At 64.4% G+C, this 19,439-nt stretch carries 13 protein-coding genes; 8 read left to right on the forward strand and 5 right to left on the reverse strand.

The window, feature by feature from the left end; genetic code table 11:
* Window positions 1-31 precede the first annotated feature (31 nt).
* Genes ACSQ3S_RS08295 through ACSQ3S_RS08315 form a run of 5 tightly spaced genes read left to right on the forward strand, consistent with a single transcriptional unit; the run spans window position 32 to window position 11,184 of the window.
* Window positions 32-1,624: a DUF5597 domain-containing protein gene (locus tag ACSQ3S_RS08295; protein WP_353400357.1), complete on the forward strand. Its 1,593-nt coding sequence runs from the start codon at window positions 32-34 to the stop codon at window positions 1,622-1,624.
* A 17-nt stretch (window positions 1,625-1,641) separates the two neighbouring features.
* Complete coding sequence (locus ACSQ3S_RS08300) at window positions 1,642-4,518, forward strand: TIM-barrel domain-containing protein (RefSeq protein ID WP_353400360.1); 2,877 nt, start codon at window positions 1,642-1,644, stop codon at window positions 4,516-4,518.
* A gap of 2 nt (window positions 4,519-4,520) precedes the next feature.
* On the forward strand, window positions 4,521-6,071 hold the full coding sequence (locus ACSQ3S_RS08305; RefSeq protein WP_436142087.1) for a GH39 family glycosyl hydrolase: 1,551 nt from the start codon (window positions 4,521-4,523) through the stop codon (window positions 6,069-6,071).
* Window positions 6,068-8,407, forward strand: a complete 2,340-nt coding sequence (locus ACSQ3S_RS08310) for a glycoside hydrolase family 95 protein (protein ID WP_436142088.1) — start codon at window positions 6,068-6,070, stop codon at window positions 8,405-8,407. Before ACSQ3S_RS08305 ends, ACSQ3S_RS08310 begins: the two co-directional genes overlap by 4 nt.
* On the forward strand, window positions 8,404-11,184 hold the full coding sequence (locus tag ACSQ3S_RS08315) for a glycoside hydrolase family 2 TIM barrel-domain containing protein (protein ID WP_436142089.1): 2,781 nt from the start codon (window positions 8,404-8,406) through the stop codon (window positions 11,182-11,184). The genes ACSQ3S_RS08310 and ACSQ3S_RS08315 overlap by 4 nt, the downstream gene beginning before the upstream one ends.
* A 10-nt stretch (window positions 11,185-11,194) precedes the next feature.
* On the opposite strand, the gene ACSQ3S_RS08320 is transcribed toward ACSQ3S_RS08315, so the two are convergent.
* Window positions 11,195-12,424, reverse strand: coding sequence for an NADH:flavin oxidoreductase/NADH oxidase family protein (locus tag ACSQ3S_RS08320; protein ID WP_436142090.1), 1,230 nt, complete (start codon window positions 12,422-12,424; stop codon window positions 11,195-11,197).
* Between ACSQ3S_RS08320 and ACSQ3S_RS08325 the strand changes: the two genes are divergently transcribed.
* The gene (locus tag ACSQ3S_RS08325) at window positions 12,423-12,896 is read left to right on the forward strand and encodes a MerR family transcriptional regulator (protein ID WP_436142091.1); all 474 of its coding nucleotides are present in this window, start codon (window positions 12,423-12,425) and stop codon (window positions 12,894-12,896) included. The two genes, ACSQ3S_RS08320 and ACSQ3S_RS08325, sit on opposite strands and share 2 nt — an antisense overlap.
* Here ACSQ3S_RS08325 and ACSQ3S_RS08330 read toward each other — a convergent pair.
* The 3 genes from ACSQ3S_RS08330 to ACSQ3S_RS08340 are packed head-to-tail and all read right to left on the reverse strand — an operon-like array spanning window position 12,883 to window position 15,864.
* Entirely contained in the window at window positions 12,883-14,037 is a 1,155-nt protein-coding gene (locus tag ACSQ3S_RS08330) for a M23 family metallopeptidase (protein ID WP_436142092.1), read from the reverse strand. The genes ACSQ3S_RS08325 and ACSQ3S_RS08330 overlap by 14 nt on opposite strands.
* Window positions 14,034-15,032, reverse strand: a complete 999-nt coding sequence (locus ACSQ3S_RS08335; protein WP_436142093.1) for an acetamidase/formamidase family protein — start codon at window positions 15,030-15,032, stop codon at window positions 14,034-14,036. The genes ACSQ3S_RS08330 and ACSQ3S_RS08335 overlap by 4 nt, the downstream gene beginning before the upstream one ends.
* A 58-nt stretch (window positions 15,033-15,090) precedes the next feature.
* Window positions 15,091-15,864: an alpha/beta fold hydrolase gene (locus tag ACSQ3S_RS08340; RefSeq protein WP_353400374.1), complete on the reverse strand. Its 774-nt coding sequence runs from the start codon at window positions 15,862-15,864 to the stop codon at window positions 15,091-15,093.
* Between the two features lie 115 nt (window positions 15,865-15,979).
* On the opposite strand from ACSQ3S_RS08340, the gene ACSQ3S_RS08345 reads away from it, so the two are divergent.
* Window positions 15,980-16,822, forward strand: a complete 843-nt coding sequence (locus tag ACSQ3S_RS08345; RefSeq protein ID WP_176655646.1) for an alpha/beta hydrolase — start codon at window positions 15,980-15,982, stop codon at window positions 16,820-16,822.
* Window positions 16,823-16,894: 72 nt separating this feature from the next.
* Entirely contained in the window at window positions 16,895-18,028 is a 1,134-nt protein-coding gene (locus ACSQ3S_RS08350) for a hypothetical protein (RefSeq protein WP_436142094.1), read from the forward strand.
* 21 nt (window positions 18,029-18,049) lie between these two features.
* Here ACSQ3S_RS08350 and ACSQ3S_RS08355 read toward each other — a convergent pair whose 3' ends face one another.
* Window positions 18,050-19,435: a DUF3422 family protein gene (locus ACSQ3S_RS08355; protein WP_176655648.1), complete on the reverse strand. Its 1,386-nt coding sequence runs from the start codon at window positions 19,433-19,435 to the stop codon at window positions 18,050-18,052.
* Window positions 19,436-19,439: the final 4 nt, after the last annotated feature.

A 19,439-nucleotide genomic window follows, 5' to 3' on the forward strand; every position in this document is an offset into this window, starting at 1 on the left:
CCGCCAGCTTGTTACCTCCATGAGTTTTTTGATGGCCGCAGCTGGTGCGGCGGCCGCCGATTTGCCGCAGATTGTGAAGAAGGATGGCCGCCACGCCCTGATGGTCGATGGCGCGCCGTTTGTGATGTTCGGCGCCCAGGCGCACAATTCAAGCAATTATCCGCTGGCCTTGAAGAAGGTCTGGCCGGCGCTGAAGGACATGCACGCCAACACCCTCGAAATCCCGGTCGCATGGGAACAGATCGAGCCGGTCGAGGGCAAGTTCGATTTCAGCTATGTCGACACCCTGCTGGCCCAGGCGCGCGAGAACAAGATGCGCCTGGTGCTGCTGTGGTTCGGCACCTGGAAGAACACCGGCCCGCAGTACACGCCGGAATGGGTCAAGTTCGATAACAAGCGCTTCCCGCGCATGGTGGACAAGGACGGCAAGACGATCTACTGCCTGTCCCCGAACAGCGAGGAAACGATGAAGGCCGACAAGAAGGCCTTTGTCGCGCTGATGGAACATATCAAGAAGGTCGATACGGCGCAGCGCACCGTGATCATGATGCAGGTCGAGAATGAAGTCGGCACCTACGGTTTCGTGCGCGATTTCGCGCCGAAGGCGCAGGCGGCGTTCGAGCAGAAGGTGCCGCAAGCCGTGCTCGATCACAAGAAGCCGACGCTGGCCGCGTCGGGAACCTGGAAGCAGGTCTACGGCGACTACGCCGACGAATACTTCCACGCCTACTCGATCGCCAGCTATATCGAGGAAATCGCCAAGGCCGGCCGCGCCGTCTACAACCTGCCGATGTACGTCAACAACGCGTTGCGTGATCCGCTGGAATCGCCGGTCATGCCGTGGAAGGGCAACTTCGCCAGCGGCGGCCCGACCTACGACGTCATCGATATCTACAAGGCCGCCGCGCCGCATATCGACATCGCCGCGCCGGACATCTACGGACCCGAGTCGGACAAATTCACCGCCACGCTGGACCGCTTCCAGCGCGCCGACAATCCGCTGATGCTGCCGGAGATGAGCAACGCCGCCAATTACGTGCGCTATGCCTACCTGGTGCTGGGCCGCGGTTCGCTGGCCTTCTCGCCGTTCGGCATCGACTACGCCGACTACAGCAACTTCCCGCTCGGCTCCAAGGCCGTCGACAAGACCATGGTCGAGCCTTTCGGTAAAATCTACGCGGCGTTCCGGCCGATGGAGCGGCAGTGGGCCAAGTGGGCGTTCGAGGGCCGCACGCACGGCGTGGCCGAGGGCGACGACCGCAAGCCGCAAACGATCAAGATGAAGAACTGGGACGCCACCGTCAGTTTCCGCCTGTGGCAGTTCGGCGATGCGGAATGGCTGGCCAAGGTGAAGGACATGCCGGCCAATACCGAGCAGCCCAATGGCGGCGTCTCGATCGCGCAAATCGGCGACAATGAATTTATCGTCGTGGGCCAGCACGCGCGGGTGAGTTTCGGCAGCGCCGACGGCAAGCCGTCGATGCTGGCGCGCGTGGAGGAAGGCTACTTCGATGCGTCGGGCAAGTGGATCATGGAGCGCAACTGGAATGGCGACCAGACGGATTATGGCTTGAACCTGACCGGCAATCCGGTGGTTCTCAAAGTCAAAATGGGTACGTACTAAAAATAACAGGAGAAAGAATGCGATTCAAATCGATGGTGCCGGCGGCTTCGTGCCTGGCGGTGATGATGGCCGGCCACGCGTCGGCCGGCACGTTTGAAAAAACCGCCACCGGCGTGGTGGTCAAGCCCGACAGCGGCGCCGCCAAAGAGGTGCGGCTGGAAGTCATGGGCGATAACATCATCCACGTGGTGAAGCTCGACCAGGCCGGCAAGACGCTGACGCCATCGCTGATGACCGTGGCTGCTCCTGTTAGCGGTAACTTCAAAGTCGCCGCTTCGGGCAAGGACAAGGTCACGCTGAAGGCGAAGAAGATTTCGGTGGCGGTGTCGCTGGCGACCGGCCAGGTTCAATTCTTCAATGCGGCCGGCAAGGCCTTCCTGAGCCAGGCCTCGGAAAGCATGGCGCCGGTCGACGTCGACGGCAAGCCTTTCCTCGCCATCAAGGAAGGCTTCAACCACGGCACCAAGGACGCCTACTACGGCCTGGGCCAGCACCAGAACCATCAGATGAACCTCAACGGCGAGGACGTGCTGCTCATGCAGCACAACATGGCGATCGCCGTGCCTTTCGTCGTCTCGGACAAGAACTACGGCGTCCTGTGGGACAACAACGCCATCTCGCGCTTCGGCAACGCCAAGCCTTACGGTTACCTGAGCCGCGACCTGAAACTGGTCGACGACGAGGGCAAGCCGGGCGGCTTGACGGCGCGCTACTACGTCAATGACAAACTGGTGCTGACGCGCCAGGAGAAGGACATCTCCTACCAGTATCTGAAGGACGTGGCCGAGAACTGGCCGAAGGAGCTGGGCGATCCGAAGAAGGCCACCGGCGTGAAGGTCGTCTGGGATGCGACGCTGAGCAGCGACAAGCCGGGCGTGCACAAGATGCAGCTGTACTCGTCGGACTATGCGACGCTGAGCCTGGACGGCAAGCAGGTGATGGACGTGTGGCGCCAGGGCTGGAACCCGTGGTACCACAATTTCGAGGTCAAGTTCGAGGCCAACAAGCCGGTCAAGCTGCACCTGGAATGGAAGCCGACCGGCGGCATGGTCGCGATCACGCATAACGATCCGTTGCCGGACGCCGAGCGCCACTCGCTGACCTTCTCGTCGGAAGTCGCGCAGGGCATCGACTACTACGTCATCAACGGCGAGAGCATCGACAACGTCATCGCCGGCTACCGCCACCTGACGGGACAGGCGCCGATGATGCCGAAGTGGGCCTACGGTTTCTGGCAGTCGCGCCAGCGCTATGAAACGCAGGAGCAGCTGCTGGGCGTGCTGCGCGAATACCGCAAGCAGGGCTGGCCGGTCGATAACATGGTGCAGGACTGGTTCTACTGGCCGCAGGACCAGTGGGGCTCGCACGATTTCGACCCGGTCCGTTTCCCGAATCCGAAAGCGATGGTGGATGAAGTCCACAAGGCCAACGCCCGCATCATGATTTCGATCTGGGGCAAGTTCTACTCGAATACCGCCAACTACAAGGAACTTGCGGCCAAGGGCCACATGTGGACCAAGAACGTCGAAGACGGCGCCCTCGACTGGGTAGGCCCCGGCTACAAGAACAGCCACTACGATCCGTACACCAAGGAAGCGCGCGATATCTACTATCGCCAGATGAAGCCGAAACTGGTGGACCTGGGCTTCGACGCCTGGTGGATGGACAACACCGAACCGGACGTGCTGTCCAACACCCGTCCTGCCGACTTCAAGAAACTGGTCGGACCGACCGTGTATGGCGGCGGCGAGATCACCTTCAATCCGTATAGCCTGGTGCATACGGAGGGCTTCTATCAGGGACTGAAGAAGGACCAGCCGGACACGCGCCAGTTCATCCTGTCGCGTTCGGGCTTCGCCGGCATCCAGCGCAACGCGGCTGCAGTGTGGAGCGGCGATACGGCCAGCCGCTGGAACAACCTGTACGACCAGATATCGGCTGGCGTCAGCATCTCGATGTCGGGCATCCCGAACTGGACGCACGATATCGGCGGCTATGCGCAGGAAACCCGCTACCAGTTCGGCGATGTCGGCTCGGCGCAGGAGAACCGCGACACCGGCGCCGCCAAGGGCAGCGAGGAGGACATGAAGGAATGGCGCGAGCTGAATCTGCGCTGGTTCCAGTTCGGCGCGTTCTCGCCGCTGTTCCGTTCCCACGGCGAGGTGGTCAAGCGCGAGATCCACGAAATCTCGCCGGCCGGTTCGCCGATGCGCGATTCGATGGTCTGGTACGACAAGCTGCGCTATCGCCTGATGCCTTATATTTATTCGGCCGCGGCGGATATCCATTACGAATCCGGCGCCATCATGCGCGGCCTGGTGATGGACTTCCCGCAGGACGAGGCGGTCAAGGACATCAAGGACCAGTACCTGTTCGGCCACAACATGATGGTCGCTCCGGTGTATGTCTACGGCGCGCGCGAGCGCAGCGTGTACATGCCGAAGGGCGCGAACTGGTATGACTTCTACACCGGCCAGCTGTACAAGGGCGGCACCACGGCGTCGATCAACGCGCCGGAGATCCGCATGCCGCTGCTGGTAAAGGCCGGCGCGATCCTGCCGATGGGCCCTGTGACGCAGTACGTGGACGAGAAGCCGGACGCGCCGCTCACGCTCAATATCTACACCGGCGCCGACGGCAAATTCAGCCTGTACGAGGATGACGGCGTGACGAACGCCTACCAGCGCGGTGAGTTCAGCCGCATCCCGTTGAGCTACAACGACAAGACCGGCGCCGTCACCATCGGCGAACGCGCCGGCCAGTACAAGGGCATGGTGGCCAAGCGCCAGTTCAAGGTGCGCTTCATCAAGGCCGGCGTATCGAGTTCGGATGACTTCGACGCGGCCGACAAGGTCGTCAGCTACGAAGGCAAGGCCATTACCGTAAAGCGTTGAGCATGAAACTGAAAACAGTACTACCTTTGCTGCTGGCGTTGGGAACATCGGTGGCCGCCGCCGCCGCCGATGTCCGCCGCATCCCCGTCGATCTGGGCGGCGCTTCGGCGCCGCGCGACCGCTTCGCCGATCTGTCGGTCGGCTCCGACTATCCGGGCACGTTGATACGCGACGACAGCCTGGCCCAGCTCAAGATCGCCAAGGATGAACTGGGATTCCGCTACATCCGCTTCCACGCCATTTTTCACGACGTGCTGGGGACGTACAAGGAAGTCGACGGCAAGGGCGTGTATGACTGGTCGAAGCTGGACTATCTGTACGACCGCCTGCTGAAGATCGGCATCAAGCCCTTTGTGGAGCTGGGCTTCACGCCGCTGGCGATGCGCAGCTCGGACCTGAGCATCTTCTACTGGAAGGGCAACACTTCCCACCCCGATCCGCAGAAATGGGCGGCGCTGGTGGACGCCTTCGTGCGCCACATCGAGCAGCGCTACGGCAGGGAAGAAGTGCGTTCCTGGTACTTCGAAGTATGGAACGAGCCTAACCTCGACGGCTTCTGGGAAAAGGCCGACCAGCAGGCTTACTTCGGCCTGTACGACCTGACCGCGCGCACCATCAAGAGCTTCGATCCGGAACTGAAGGTCGGTGGCCCGTCGACCGCCGGCGCGGCCTGGGTGCCGGAGTTCCTGGCGCATACCAAGGCTTCCGGTGCTCCGGTCGATTTCATCACCACGCATACCTATGGCGTCGATGGCGGTTTCCTTGACGAGAAGGGCCAAAGCGACACCAAGTTGTCGCCGTCGCCGGACGCCATCGTCGGCGACGTGCGCAATGTGCGCCAGCAAATCACGGACGCCGGCAGGGCCGGCCTGCCGCTGTACTTCACCGAGTGGAGCACCAGCTACACGCCGCGCGATCCGGTGCACGATTCCTATGTCAGCGCGCCTTATATCCTGAGCAAGCTCAAAGCCACCGAAGGGCTCGCGCAAGGCATGAGCTACTGGACCTACAGCGACTTGTTCGAGGAACCAGGTCCGCCGACCGCGCCCTTCGAAGGCGGCTTTGGCCTGATGAATCCGCAGGGCGTGCGCAAGCCCAGCTGGTTCGCGTACAAGTACCTGAACCAGCTGGGCGATACCGAGCTGAAAACATCGGATGCGCAAAGCTACGTCGCGCGCGACGGCCGCGGCGTGCAGGTGCTGGCCTGGGATTTCCAGACGCCGAAGCAGGAAAAGAGCAACCGGCCGTTCTATACCACGGTGTTCCCGACCACCCCGGGCAAGGCGCTGAGCCTTGAGCTGAAAGGCTTCAAACCTGGCGCCTACGCGGTCAGCATCCAGCGCACCGGCTTCAAGGCCAACGATGCGCATACCGCCTACCTGGAAATGGGATCGCCGAAGATGCTGAACGCCGCGCAGCTGCAGCAGTTGCAGGCGAAGACCACGGACCGCGCGGAACTGCGCAACCTGCGCGTCCTCAAATCCGGTACCGCCAGCCTGAAGGTGGCCATGCGGGTGAACGACGTCGTACTGATCCAGATAACGCCCAAATGAACCGACTCCTGCGCGCCGCGGTCTATGTGGCCGCCTTCCTAGTCGCCTTGACGCTGGTGGCCGTTACCGCTTCGGCCGCAGACCTGACGCTACGCTACAACAGGCCGGCCCCGGACACCGCGCAGGGATGGGAGCGGGAGGCGCTCCCCATCGGCAATGGCCGCATAGGCGCGATGATCTTTGGGCAGTTGGCGCGCGAGCGCATCCAGTTCAACGACATCACGTTGTGGACCGGCGACGACAAGGCGCTGGGCGCGTACCAGGCGTTCGGCGACGTCTACATCAATCTGCCGGGCCACGAGCAGGCCACCACCGATTACGCGCGCCGGCTGGACATAGGCCAGAGCCTGCACAGCGTCAGCTACACGCATGGCGGCGTTAAGTTCAAGCGCGAAGCCTTCGCCAGCTACCCGGCGCAGGTGATTGCGATGCGCTTGAGCGCCAGCAAGCGCGGGCAGTACACCGGATCGATAGAGCTGACCGACATGCACGACGCGAAGATCGACGCGCTGGGCAACCGCATCGTCGCTACCGGCTCGCTGCCCAATGCGATGAACTATGCCAGCCAGGTGCAAGTGTTGAACGAAGGCGGCGCCATTGCGCTGGACGGGAACAAGATCACCTTCAAGGACTGCGACGCCGTTACGCTGATCATCGGCGCGGGCACCAGCTACGTGCTGGATGCAGCGAAGAAGTTCCAGGGCGAACCTCCGCTGCCGCTCGTGACTGCGCAAGTCAGCGCGGCGGCGCGTCCGTGGGCGACGCTGCTGGCGGAGCACCAGAAGGACTTCCGCGCGCAGTTCAACCGCATGAACGTGGACTTCGGCGCAGCTACACCTGCACGCGCGGCGCTGACGACAGACCAGCGCATCGAGACCTACACGGCGGAGGGCAACGATCCCGGCCTGGAAGCGCAGTTCTTCCAGTTCGGCCGCTACCTGCTGATCTCCAGCTCGCGCGATACGCTGCCGGCCAACCTGCAGGGATTGTGGAACAACAGCCTGACGCCGCCATGGAGTTCGGACTACCACACCAACATCAACATCCAGATGAACTACTGGCCGGCGGAACCGGCCAACCTGTCGGGGAACGCGTTGCCGTTCTTCTCGTTTGTGCAGGGCGTGTCGCCGGTGTACCGCAAGCTGGTTGCCGACACGGCGGCGCAGGCGATCGCGCATCCCGAATCCGTGCCGATGGCGCCGACGGACCTGAGCGGCAAAGCGGTACAGCGCGAGGAGACTTTTGTCAGCAGCGCCGGCAAGCCGGTGCGCGGCTGGACCGTGCGCACCGAGTCGAATCCTTTCGGCGGCATGCGCTATGTATGGAACAAGACCGGCAATGCCTGGTATGCCCAACACTTCTGGGAACACTATGCCTACACGCAGGACAAGACCTTCCTGCGCAACGTGGCCTATCCGATGATGAAGGAAGCGGTGCACTTCTGGCAGGACTACCTGAAGCAGCTGCCGGACGGCCGCCTGGTGGCGCCGCTGGGCTGGTCGCCGGAACATGGTCCGATCGAGGACGGCGTCACCTATGATCAGGAGATTATCTGGGACCTGTTCAACAACACCGTGGAAGCGGCGGACGCACTGGGCGACGACCAGGCTTTCCGCAACGAGATCGCAGCCATGCGCGACAAGCTGGCCGCGCCGCGCGTCGGCAGCTGGGGGCAGCTGCTGGAATGGATGGACGAGAAGAAGGATCCGGTACTGGATACGCCGGGCGATACGCATCGCCACGTCTCGCACCTGTTCGGCCTTTACCCGGGCCGCCAGATTTCTCCGGTCAAGACGCCTGAACTGGCGGCCGCCGCGCGCAAGTCGCTCGAAGGGCGCGGCGACGCAGGTACCGGTTGGTCGATGGCATGGAAGACCGCTTACTGGGCGCGCCTGCTGGATGGCGATCATGCCTACAAGATGCTGCGCGGCCAGCTGGCCAAGCCGGGCGCGCGCGCGGCGCAGCAGGGCAGCAAGGGCAGCGAGAACAACAACGCCGGCGGCACCTACCCGAACATGTTCGACGCGCACCCTCCGTTCCAGATCGACGGCAATTTCGGCGCCGTCGCCGCCATCTGCGAGATGCTGCTGCAGTCGCAGACCGGCGAACTGCATCTGCTGCCGGCGCTGCCGTCGGCGTGGCCGGCCGGCTCGGTCAAGGGCCTGCAGGCGCGCGGCGGCTACGAAGTCGACCTGGCCTGGGCCGGCGGCAAGCTGACCTCCGCCACGATACGCCGCACCGCCGGATCCGGCGCCGGCAAGGTGCGCTACGGCGACAAGGTCATTCCCCTGAACCTGAAGGTCGGCGAGAGCAAACGCCTGGGGGGCGCGCTGTGATACGCGGCGCGCTGTGCTGCCTGTTGCTGGCAGCCGGCAGCTTTGCTTTTGCGGAGCCGACGCGGGTACAGTACCTGAGCGGCACAGACAAGGACCACCGCGTGGATTGGGAGTTCTTCGTCAACGGAGGGCGCAATAGCGGTGCATGGAAGACCATCCCGGTGCCGTCGAACTGGGAGATGGAAGGCTACGGCACCTACCGCTACTACTGCGACTGGCAAAAGGATCCGGCGCCCGATACGACCGGCATCTACCGCTACAAATTCAATGTGCCGGCGGCTTGGCAAGGAAAACAGATCGACATCGTGTTCGGCGCTGCGATGACCGATACGCTGGTCCAGATCAACGGCCAGCCGGCGGGACCGGTGCATCAGGGCGGATTCTATGAGTTTCGTTACGACGTCTCCAAACTGCTGAAGGTCGGTGAGTTGAACCAGCTGGAGGTAACGGTCAATCGCTTCTCCGCCAACGAGTCGGTCAACCGCGCCGAGCGTACCGCCGATTTCTGGCTGTTCAGCGGGATCTACCGGCCGGTATGGCTGGAGGCCAAGCCGCAGCACAATATCGAACGCGTGAGTCTGGATGCGCGCCACACCGGCGACTTCGATGCCGACGTGTTCCTGGCCGGTCAAGCGGACGGCAAAGTCACCGCCCGCGTCACGACGCTTGACGGCAAAGCTCTCGGCAAGGAGATCAACGCGGAGGTTGTGGCAGGGCAGGCGCATCTGCACGGCCATGTCGATCACGTCATTCCGTGGTCGGCCGAGTATCCACAACGCTATCAGGTACGCTTCCAGCTGCTCAGCGGGAAGCGCGTGGTGCATGAAGTGAGCAAGGTCATAGGCTTCCGCACGATAGAGCTGCGTCCGCGCGACGGCCTGTACGTCAACGGCAGCAAGGTGCGCCTGAAAGGTTCGAACCGGCACTCGATCTGGCCGACATCCGGCCGCACCACCAGCAAGGAGCTGAGCTACCAGGACGCGAAGCTGATGAAGGAAATGAACATGAACGCGGTGCGCATGTCGCACTACCCGCCGGATGCGCATTTCCTCGACGTGGCCGATGAGCTGGGCCTGTATGTCATCGACGAGCTGACCGGCTGGCAGAAATCCTACGACACCGATGTCGCCACGCCGCTGGTGAAGGAACTGGTACAGCGCGACCAGCATCATCCTTCGGTCATCCTTTGGGCCAACGGCAATGAGGGCGGCTTCAATCGCGACCTGGACGCGCTGTATCCGAAGTGGGATGCGCAGCGGCGGCCGGTGATACATCCGTGGGAGAACTTCGGCGGCATCGACACGGCGCACTATCCAAGCTACGACTGCTGCGCGACCTCCCTGTTCCATGGCCGCGACGTGTTCATGCCGACCGAGTTCCTGCATGGCCTGTACGACGGCGGCGCGGGCGCGAGCTTGAACGACTGGTGGAACGCGATGCTCGCGAATCCTTTGAGCGCCGGAGGCTTTATCTGGGCGTTTGTCGACGAGGGCATCGTGCGCGGCGACAAGGGCGGTGCTATCGACGTGGCGGGCAACCAGGCGCCGGACGGCGTACTCGGGCCGTACCGTGAGAAAGAGGGCAGCTTCTTTGCGATCAAGAAGATCTGGTCGCCGGTGTATCTGCCGATGGGGGAGTTGTCATACCTGCCGCCCACGTTCGACGGCAAGATCGTGCTGGAGAACCGCTACGATTTCCGTAACCTGAATCAGTTGAAGCTGAGCTGGAAGCTGGCGAAGTTCGGCCGCGAACCCGGACATACGGTGGTGGCGCAAGGCGCCGTCAAGGCGCCCGATGTGGCAGCCGGCATGCGTGGTTACGCCAGCATGGCCTTGCCCAAGGATTGGGCGCAACAGGACGCGCTGTACTTCACGGCGGCCGACAGCGAGGGACGGGAGATCTACACGTGGTCGTGGATGATCGCCAGCGCCGCGCAGGTCGCCCAGCGCATGCTGCCGGCGCAAGCTCCCGTGACACAGTCGGCGGGGGCCGAGGTCGCGGAGTTGGCGGATGGCTTTGTAATGCGGGCCGGCCAACTGAGCGTCGCCATCGATAAATCCACCGGTTATCTGCGGGAGCTGAAAAAGGGCGGCATCGTCGCGCCGCTGACCAACGGCCCACGCCTGGTCGCCGGCAAGGCCGTACTGAAGAGCATCCAGGCCAGCCGTGACGGCGACGCCGTCGTCGTGCAGGCCGAATATACCGGCAACCTGCGCAAGGTGAAGTGGCGCCTGGACGCGTCCGGCACGTTGAGCGTGAACTACGCTTATCAGATGGAAGGCGGCAAGCCTGTCGATGCGCTGGGCGTCAGCTTCGATTATCCCGAAACGCAGGTGAACTCCATGCGCTGGCTCGGCAAGGGACCTTACCGCGTCTGGAAGAACCGCACGCAGGGCGTGGAATTCGACGTCTGGCAGAAAGCCTACAACGACACGGTATCCGGCCTGTCATGGAATTACCCGGAATTCAAGGGCTTCCACGACAAGGTGTATTGGGCGCAGCTGGCGACGAAGAACCTGCCGCTAACCTTCATCAACCACAGCGACGACATCGCGTTGCGCATGTTCACACCGACGGAAGCGAGCGGCGCGGGCTCCGAGCCCAAGGCCACTCACATCGATTTTCCGCCGGGTGACATCTCGTTCCTGAACGCGATCGTCCCCATCGGCACCAAGTTCCATCCGCCGGAGGAGCTGGGGCCGGCCGGCCAGCGTGCCCGCACTCCCAACCTTGGCATCTGGCTGGAGAACACCATCGATATCGTGGTGGGCGACTAGCCGGCGGCCATCAGCCGGCAGCCGTTACGCGCCATGCGCGATAACGCCTGGTCAGGCTGGCGGTGCGCAGCTGGCCGAGTATCACGGTCCACAGCGGCGAGTAGCGGCGTCTTTTGCTTGCGCCGTCACCCAGGGCGCGCAGCCGGCGCTTGACCAGGCCCATGGCGGCGACCGACGCCATGGTTTTGTCTTTCCATTCCACTGCCGGCGGCAATGCTGCCGGCTCGCGGCCGTCGCGCCATTGCAGCGGCAGGTCCGGCACTTCGGCCAGCGCGGTGGCGATGCCCGCCACGGCGACGCCGCTGGCCAGCACCTGTTCCGCCACGGCCTTGCGGGCGATGCCGCCGGTGGTCATCACCGGCATGCGGGCGATGGCCGCCAGGTCCTTGGCGAACTCCAGGAAGTAGGCTTCGCGCGCCAGCGTGCGGCCGTCTGCGGTGCGGCCTTGCATGGCCGGGCTTTCGTAGCTGCCGCCGGACAGCTCGATCAAATCCACCGGCAGCTCGTTCAGCAGCAGGACCACTTGCTTCGCGTCGTCCTCGGAGAAGCCGCCGCGCTGGAAGTCCGCCGAGTTCAGTTTGACCGACACGCTGAAACCGGCCGACACGCGCGAGCGCACCGCACTTACCACCGCCAACAGCAGGCGCGCGCGGTTGGCCAGGCTGCCGCCCCAGTCATCGGTGCGGCGATTGGTCAACGGCGACAGGAATTGCGAAATCAGGTAGCCATGCGCGGCGTGGATCTGCACGCCGTTGAAGCCTGCCTGCTCGGCGGCGTGCGCGGTGGCGGCGAAGCGGGCGATGACTTCCTCGATCTGCGCTGTGCTCATCTCGACCGGCTGCGCAAACAGCTTACTGTGCTTGCCCATGTCCAGCGCCACCGCCGACGGCGCCCACGCGTTGCCGCCCATGTCGGCCATCACCTGGCGGCCGGGATGGTTAATCTGCATCCACGCCTGCGCGCCTTGCCGGCGCGCCGCCTGTGCCCACTGCCGGAACGGCGCCAGCGGCGTGCCGGCCTCCAGCACCACGCCGCCCGGACCGGTCATCGCGCGGCCATCGATCATCACGTTGCCGGTGATGATCAGGCCCACGCCGCCTTGCGCCCAGCTTTCGTATAAACGGTTTAACGCCGGACCGGGAAGCTGGCCCGCGTCCGCCATGTTTTCTTCCATCGCCGCCTTGGCCAGCCGGTTGGGAAGGGTGCTGCCGTTCGGCAGTGTCAGTGGAGTGAACATCATGTCGATTCCGTGCTTGAAAAAGGAGATGATGTATCCTAAGCTTAAAGTTCACTTTAAGGTCAAGCGAAATATGAAAATAGGCGAGTTGGCGGAGCGTTCCGGCATCGCGGCGTCGGCGATCCGGTTCTACGAGCAGGAGGGGCTGCTGCCCAAGGCTGTGCGGGGAGCGAATGGCTACCGTGTCTATACGGAGGCGGTGCTGGAGCGGCTGCACCTGATTCACATTGGCCAGAATCTCGGTTTCACGCTGGACGCGATCCGCGCCGTGATGGCGCTCGAAGGCGCGGCCCTCCAGGATGGTCTGATGCAGAACTTCGACACGCGGCTGGGCGAGATCGACCAGATGATGGAAGCCTTGAGCGCCCAGCGCCAGTCGCTGCTGGACACGCGCGAGAAGCTGAGGGACGCGTGGGCGAGAGCGGAATGCCTGAGCAATGCCAACCTGTCGCCGCCCGCGGTCAAAAACCTATGATGTCTCCATCCAGCGGCATGCGGCCGTGCTGCCGGGGCGCTTGCGGCGCAAGCTGTATCGTCGAGGTGTTGTTCATCGCGTCGCTTTCCGTGGTGCGGCCGGCGGGCGTGTAGCTGTCGAACACGAAGGGCAGGCCTTGCGAATCGGCGAAGGTGGGCTTGTCCGAAACGTGCAGGTGCAGGTGCGGCGCGCCGGCGCCGCCGGTCAGTCCCAGATGTCCAATCACCGTGCCGCGCTTGACGCGCTGCCCCGGCTTGACCTGCACGCTGCCCTGGCGCAGATGCGCGTAGTGCACGAATATGCCGGGCGCCACTTCCAGCACGACGAAATTGCCGTACAGCGTGCGGGCACTGAGTTCTTCCGGCTCCTCCTGCGGCGACAGGGGCTTGCGGTCGGCGACGCCGTCCTGCGCGTCGCGCACGATGCCGTCGGCGGCGGCCAGCACGTCGGTGTTCCAGCCGGTCCAGTCTTCGACGCGGCTCTCCGCCAGTTTTTCCAGCGGCACCTGTACGGCGTGGCCTTTCGGGTCCAGGCCGAAGAAGTCGATGGCATAGCGCTGCGGGATGGTGAGGCGGCCGTTCTGTGCGATCACGCTGCCCCAGTGATGCGATTGTGCGTGGCCGGGGCCTTCGTCGGCCAGCCACAGGCCGCCGCGCAGCGGCGCGCCCAGCACGACCACGGGCCGGGCGGCGACGGCGACCGGAATGTCGTCCGCCGTTTGCACCACGCCCTTGTCGGTCTTGAAGGTCAGCTTGTGGCGCAGCGTCTGAGGCGCCTTGCGGCCGTCCGGCAGCGGCGCGGCGATCAGGATCAGCGCATGCGCGCCACCCTTGATGGCGAGGCTGTTGTCGGCCTCCAGTTCCTTGTTGGGACGCAGCAGGCCTGCCAGGCCGGCGCCGCTGAAGGTGGCCAGGGGCTTGGCGTCGCCGTCGGCATACACGGCAACCTCGGTCAGGCTCAGCGTGCCGGTGTCGGCGTAGTAGTTGCCGATGTCCAGTTCATAGTAGAGGCGGCGCGTGCCGTCGCTGCCCGGCACCGTTTGCGGTGCGTACAGCGCGTGGACCTCGACCGGCGCCTGCGCCGGCGCTGCATGGGCGGTGGAGAGCATCAGTGCCGCGATGGCCAGCGTGGTCCGCATCATTTGAAGACCTTCTTGGCCAGCATGGCGTGCACGCCGACGTTGCCGTCGACCAGTTGGGTGATTTCCATGTCCACCGCCACGCTGGAGAGCATGTAGGCGTCGTCGCGGCTAAGGTGTTTTTCCGTGACGAGGAAGTCGATCATGTCGCGCAGCGCGTGTTCGGTGGCGGTTTTCAGGTCGGGGCTGAAGCCCATCGAGATGTAGTGGGTCGGCGTTTCCGCGCGCGGCCAGATCAGGTGACGGTCCTTGTGGACGATGAAGCGGAAGCTGCCGCTCAAATAGGTCTCCAGCGCGGTGATATCGACCTCGCCGTTGCCCTGCGCCGCATGGCCGTCGCCGGCCTGGAACAGCGCGCCCTTGGCTGCGACCGGGATGTACAGCGTGGTGCCGGCCACCAGCTCCTTGTTGTCCATGTTGCCGGCGTGGGCGAACGGCGGTGCGCTGTCGATCTTGCCGCCGGCCGGCGCCAGGCCCATGCTGCCGAAGAATGGCTTCAGGGGAATCTCGATGCCCGGCGCGAAGTGGCCGATCATCTTTTGCCGGTCCAGCGGAATGATCTTGCTGCGGCTGTACGGATACTCCATCGGCAGGAAGCCTTTGCCGAGCGCGAAGCCGTTGCAGGCGAAGTTGGCGTCCAGGTCGACCTTGAGGATCTGCACCTCCAGCACATCGCCCGGTTCCGCCTCGGCGATGGCCACCGGGCCGGTGAGGATGTGGCCGCCCGGGCCCTTGTCCTTCACTTCGTTGTAGATGGCGGCGGTGTAGGGCGGGATGTCTTGCGGCTTGACGCCGTTGGCGATCATGCGTTCCGGCGTGCCGCAGGTGGACAGGGTCTGCATGCGCACCGTGTCGCCGCTGTGCACCGTCAGCACCGGCTTGGACTGGCCGGAGTAGTAGCCCCAGGCTACGGTGTCCGGCCGCGCCGGCAGGTTGTAGTCGGCCGCCTGCACGCAGGCTGTGGCGAGAAGGGCGGACAACAAGGCAGAACGGCGCATGGCATGACACTCCGGCTGAGGGCGAAGCCCAGACAGTGTCACACCTGAGCCGGCTTTGTCAATCGGCGGTGACTTCGGCGCCGGCCAGGAAGTTGACGATGGCCGGGTTGACGACGGCGCCGTGGGTGATGGGTCCCATGTGGCCGCCGCGCGTTTGCAGTGCGGTGGCGTCGGGCAGGGCGGCGGCCAGCGCTTCGGCCAGCAGGCGGGTGGAGGCGGGGCTGTTCAGGCCGGACATCACCAGCGACGGCATGGTCAGCGCCGACAGGTCGGCCAGCGTGGCCTGCTCGCCCAGCAGCGCCTGGAAGTCCAGCCGCACCTTGGCGATCATGCCGATCATCTTCTCCTGCGCGGCCGGCGGCGCGGCGTCGAAGGCGCCGGCGCGGTTCCAGTAGTCGATGAAGATGCGGGTGGCGTCGCGGTCCGATGCGCTGGCGTTGATGCAGGCCACCACCGAGACGATCTCCGCGCGCGCTGGATGCTCGTCCGCCAGAAGGTGGAACGCCACCGGCTCGAACAGCGTCAGCGACAGCACGCGTTCGGGCATGCGGCGCGCCATGTGCAGCGCCGAGGCGCCGCCGTAGGAATGGCCGATCAGGTGGAAGGCTTCGCCCGGTTCCAGGCGCGAGGCGATGGCGGCGTTGACGGCGTCCACTTCATGGGCCAGCGTGTGGGTGTAGCCGGCGCCGACGTCGGCTGGGAACGGCGAGGCGCCGTAGCCAAGCAGATCGACGGCGATGCAGCGGAAACCGGCGTCCAGTTGCGCGGTCAGGTCAGCCCATTGGGCTTTGGAACTCATGGAGCTATGCAACAGGACGATGGCAGGTTTCATTATCTACATGGCATGAAAAAACGGAGCGCACATTATACTGGCAGTGTGGCCTAAACCACGCATCAAGGTCAAAATCGGCGCCGCGACAGGGCCGGACAAGAGTAAAGTAATGGGTATGAATCATTCCAAAAAAGTCGCCGGTCTAGCCGGCATCGTCAGTGTGCTGTGGGTCGGACTCACGGCGGCGGTGGCGGCCAGCCAGAAGCGGCTGCTGTTCAATCCCATCGGCAGCAAGCGCGAGGTGCTGAAGCCGTACAGCTCCGGCCACCGCACGCGGCCCATCGTGGTGCGCGCCAAGGACGGCACGCGGCTGTCCGGCTGGCTGATGACGCCGCCGGTCAAGGGGCCGCATCCGGGCGTCGTATATTTCGGCGGCCGGTCGGAAGAAGTGTCGTGGGTGGCGCGCGATGCGGGCAAGCTGTTCCCCGGCATGGCGGTGCTGGCGGTGAACTATCGCGGCTACGGCGATTCGCACGGCGATCCGGCCGAAACTCATTTCGTCGAGGACGGCCGCATGCTGTTCGACTGGCTCAGCGAACGCCACCACGTCGACCCGAAGCGCATCGCCGTGGTCGGCCGCAGCCTCGGTTCCGGCGTGGCGGTGCAGGTGGCGATGGAGCGCGACGCCAATTCCATCGTGCTGATCACGCCTTACGATTCGATCCTGGCCATCGCCAAGCGCAGGTTCAAGGCGCTGCCGATCGACTACGTGCTGCAGCATAAATTCGAATCGATCAAGTACGCCCACCAGCTGAAGGCGCCGACCTATGTGCTGCGCGCCGCCTTCGACGACGTGGTGCCCCATTCGCATACGGACCTGCTGGTCGAGAAGCTGGGCCGGCTGCATGCGGACGAAACCGTGCCCGATTCCGACCACATGAACATCCCCTACCTGGAGGCCACGCAGGACCGCATCGCCAGCTTCCTCAGCGGACGGTTCAGCCAGCCGGCCAGCTGACGGCGCCTTAAAGGTTGACCACGCCAGGCAATCAGGACATGCTGTGGCTTTTCCACCATAGCGGGGTCGGTCATGCGTTTCTCTCCTTTGTTGCTGCTGCTGTGCTGTGCCGGCCTGGCGCAGGCAGCCGCGCCCGCCGTTGTCCGTAGTCTGGCGGTTCAGGGCAAGCAGGGCGATGGCAAGCCGGTGCCCGCAGGCGATATCGTCATGCCGCTGGTGCAGGCCGGCGATCCCTTGGTGTCGGCGAAAATCAACGACAAGCTGTTTCTCTCGCGCTTTGGCGTGCTGGCGCCCAAGCAGGCAGGCAAGTCTGTGGGCGCGGCCGACGGCATCGCCCTTGACGGCATCACCTCCCAATCCTTCAAGATCAGCCGCAACGACGGCCGCATCCTGACCATCGCCTTCGACAGCGAATTCTGCGCCGCCTACTGCGAGAGCTCGCAGACCTACTACAGCTTCGACATGGCCAGCGGGCGGTCGATGGAGGCGGAGGACATGTTCAGCGTGACCGGCATGCGCGATCTGGCGCGGCAGATGCACAAGCAGCGCCTGGCAAGCTACCGCAACGAGGCGGCGCGGCAGAAAACACTGTTGGACGCGCTGCGCAAGAAAAGGAACGCGTCCAAAGACGATATCGACGATCTGGAGCAGCGTGTGGCGTTCAACAGCGATTGCGCCGACGCGGAAAATCAGCCGGATGGCCAGTCCGATGCCGCCTTGCTTGCGGCATTCCAGTCCTATCAGCTGGAGGCGGCCACGCAGAACTACAACGTCAGTGCGCCGCGCTGCTCCAGCCATGCCGAGCGCGCGCTGGACGATGTCGACAGCGTGAGGCTGGCCATTCCCTATGCCGAGCTGTCGCCGCGCCTGAGCCCGTATGGCAAGGCGCTGCTGGTGGGAACGGGGGCGGTGCCGGCTGGCGGCGGCTATTCCGGCCAGGTGCTGCACGGCAGCCTGGGGCCGATGGCGATCACGATGACGCTGAAAAAAGAGAGCGACGGCTCCATTCAGGGGACGTATTTTTACGATAAGTTCCGCCAGCCGATCGCGCTTGATGGCGCCGAGCGCGACGGCAAGCTGACGCTGAACGAGCACAGCGGGGAGAAGGTCAGCGCGACGCTGCAGCTGAGCTGGTCGGAACCTGCCCGCGCGCTGCGCGGCCGCTGGGCCGGCAAGAAGGAGCTGGACGTCAGCGTCGCTCCCTGATGCCGGGCGCGCCGTCGTGCGTCAGGCGCCATGGCGGGCCAGCGCGCCGCCCGGACCGGTCAGCTCCTTGTGCAGCCGGCGCAAGCCCAGCCACACGCTGCCTATGACTAGCGGCACCGCGATGCCGGTCAGGATGTCCGGATTGACGGGCAGGTTGCTGGCCTTCATGGCCTTGCCCGCATAGCCGATCAGGCCCAGCGTGTAGTAGGAGATCGCTACCGCCGACAAGCCTTCCACCGCCTGTTGCAGGCGCAGCTGCTGCGCCGCGCGCGCGTCCAGCGATTGCAGGATCTTGCGGTTCTGCCGTTCCTGCTCGATGCCGACGCGGGTGCGCAGCAGGTCGTTGCTGCGGGCGATACGCTTGGCCAGCCCTTCCTGCCGCTGCGACACCGAGGTGCAGGTGTGCATGGCCGGCGCCAGCCGGCGGCCCATGAATTCGGCCAGCGTCGGAATGCCGGGGATGCGCACTTCGCGCAATTCGTGGATGCGCGCCTGCACCAGGCTGAAATACGCTTGCGAGGCGGCGAAACGGTAGCTGTTGTTGACCGACAGCTTCTCCAGCCGCGCCGCCAGGCTGGTGATACGGTGCAGCAGCGTCTGCTCCTCGCGCGCCTCGCCGGGCTGGCCGTCCGGCTGGTCGGCCTGCACCAGCTGGGCGGTCAGGTCGGCCAGTTCGTTCTCGATGCCGTTCAACATAGGCTGGGTGGCCTCGGCCTGCGGCAGGCCAAGCAGCGCCATCATACGGTAGGTTTCGATCTCCAGCAGGCGCCCGACCAGGCGGCCGGCCTGGAATTCGCGCAGATTGAGGTCGCGCACGACAAAGCGGCTGAAGCCGTCCGGCTGGATCAGGAAGTCGGTCCACACCTCGGCGCCGCTGCCGACGCTGCTGCCGACCAGCGATTTACCCTGGAACATGTCGCGGATGGCTTCCACCACGCCGCTGTCGTCCGCTTCGCCCTTGCACAGCAGCACGTGCGAGGCGACGATGATCTTGCCGTGCAGGCCGGCCAGCCACTCCTGCGGCACGTGCTGCAGCGGCATGCGCTCGAACGCTTCCACGCAGCCGGTGGCCGGATCGCCGCGCTCGACGAAGGTGTAGGTGGCGAACTCGGTGTGGCACTCCCATTTCAGGCGGAAACGGCCGAAATCATGGAAGAAATAGCGCGCCTGCGGATTGGGCACGGCCACGCCGTAGTGCATGCACAGCTGCTGCAGGATCTGGTGCTGGGTGCTGCGGTGGACTTTTTGGGATGGCTGGTCCTGTTGCACATAGAGCGCGAAATGGGTCAGGCTTTCCGGCGCTTGCAGCTGCAGGAAGGGGCGTGAGTGGATTTCCGCCGACAGCGGTACCCGCATCGGGTGATTCAGCTTGGCGAAATCGGCATTGGCGCGGTAAGCGAGAGACATGACC

This window comes from Duganella sp. LjRoot269, assembly GCF_964254095.1.
Lineage (GTDB): Bacteria > Pseudomonadota > Gammaproteobacteria > Burkholderiales > Burkholderiaceae_D > Rugamonas > Rugamonas hordei.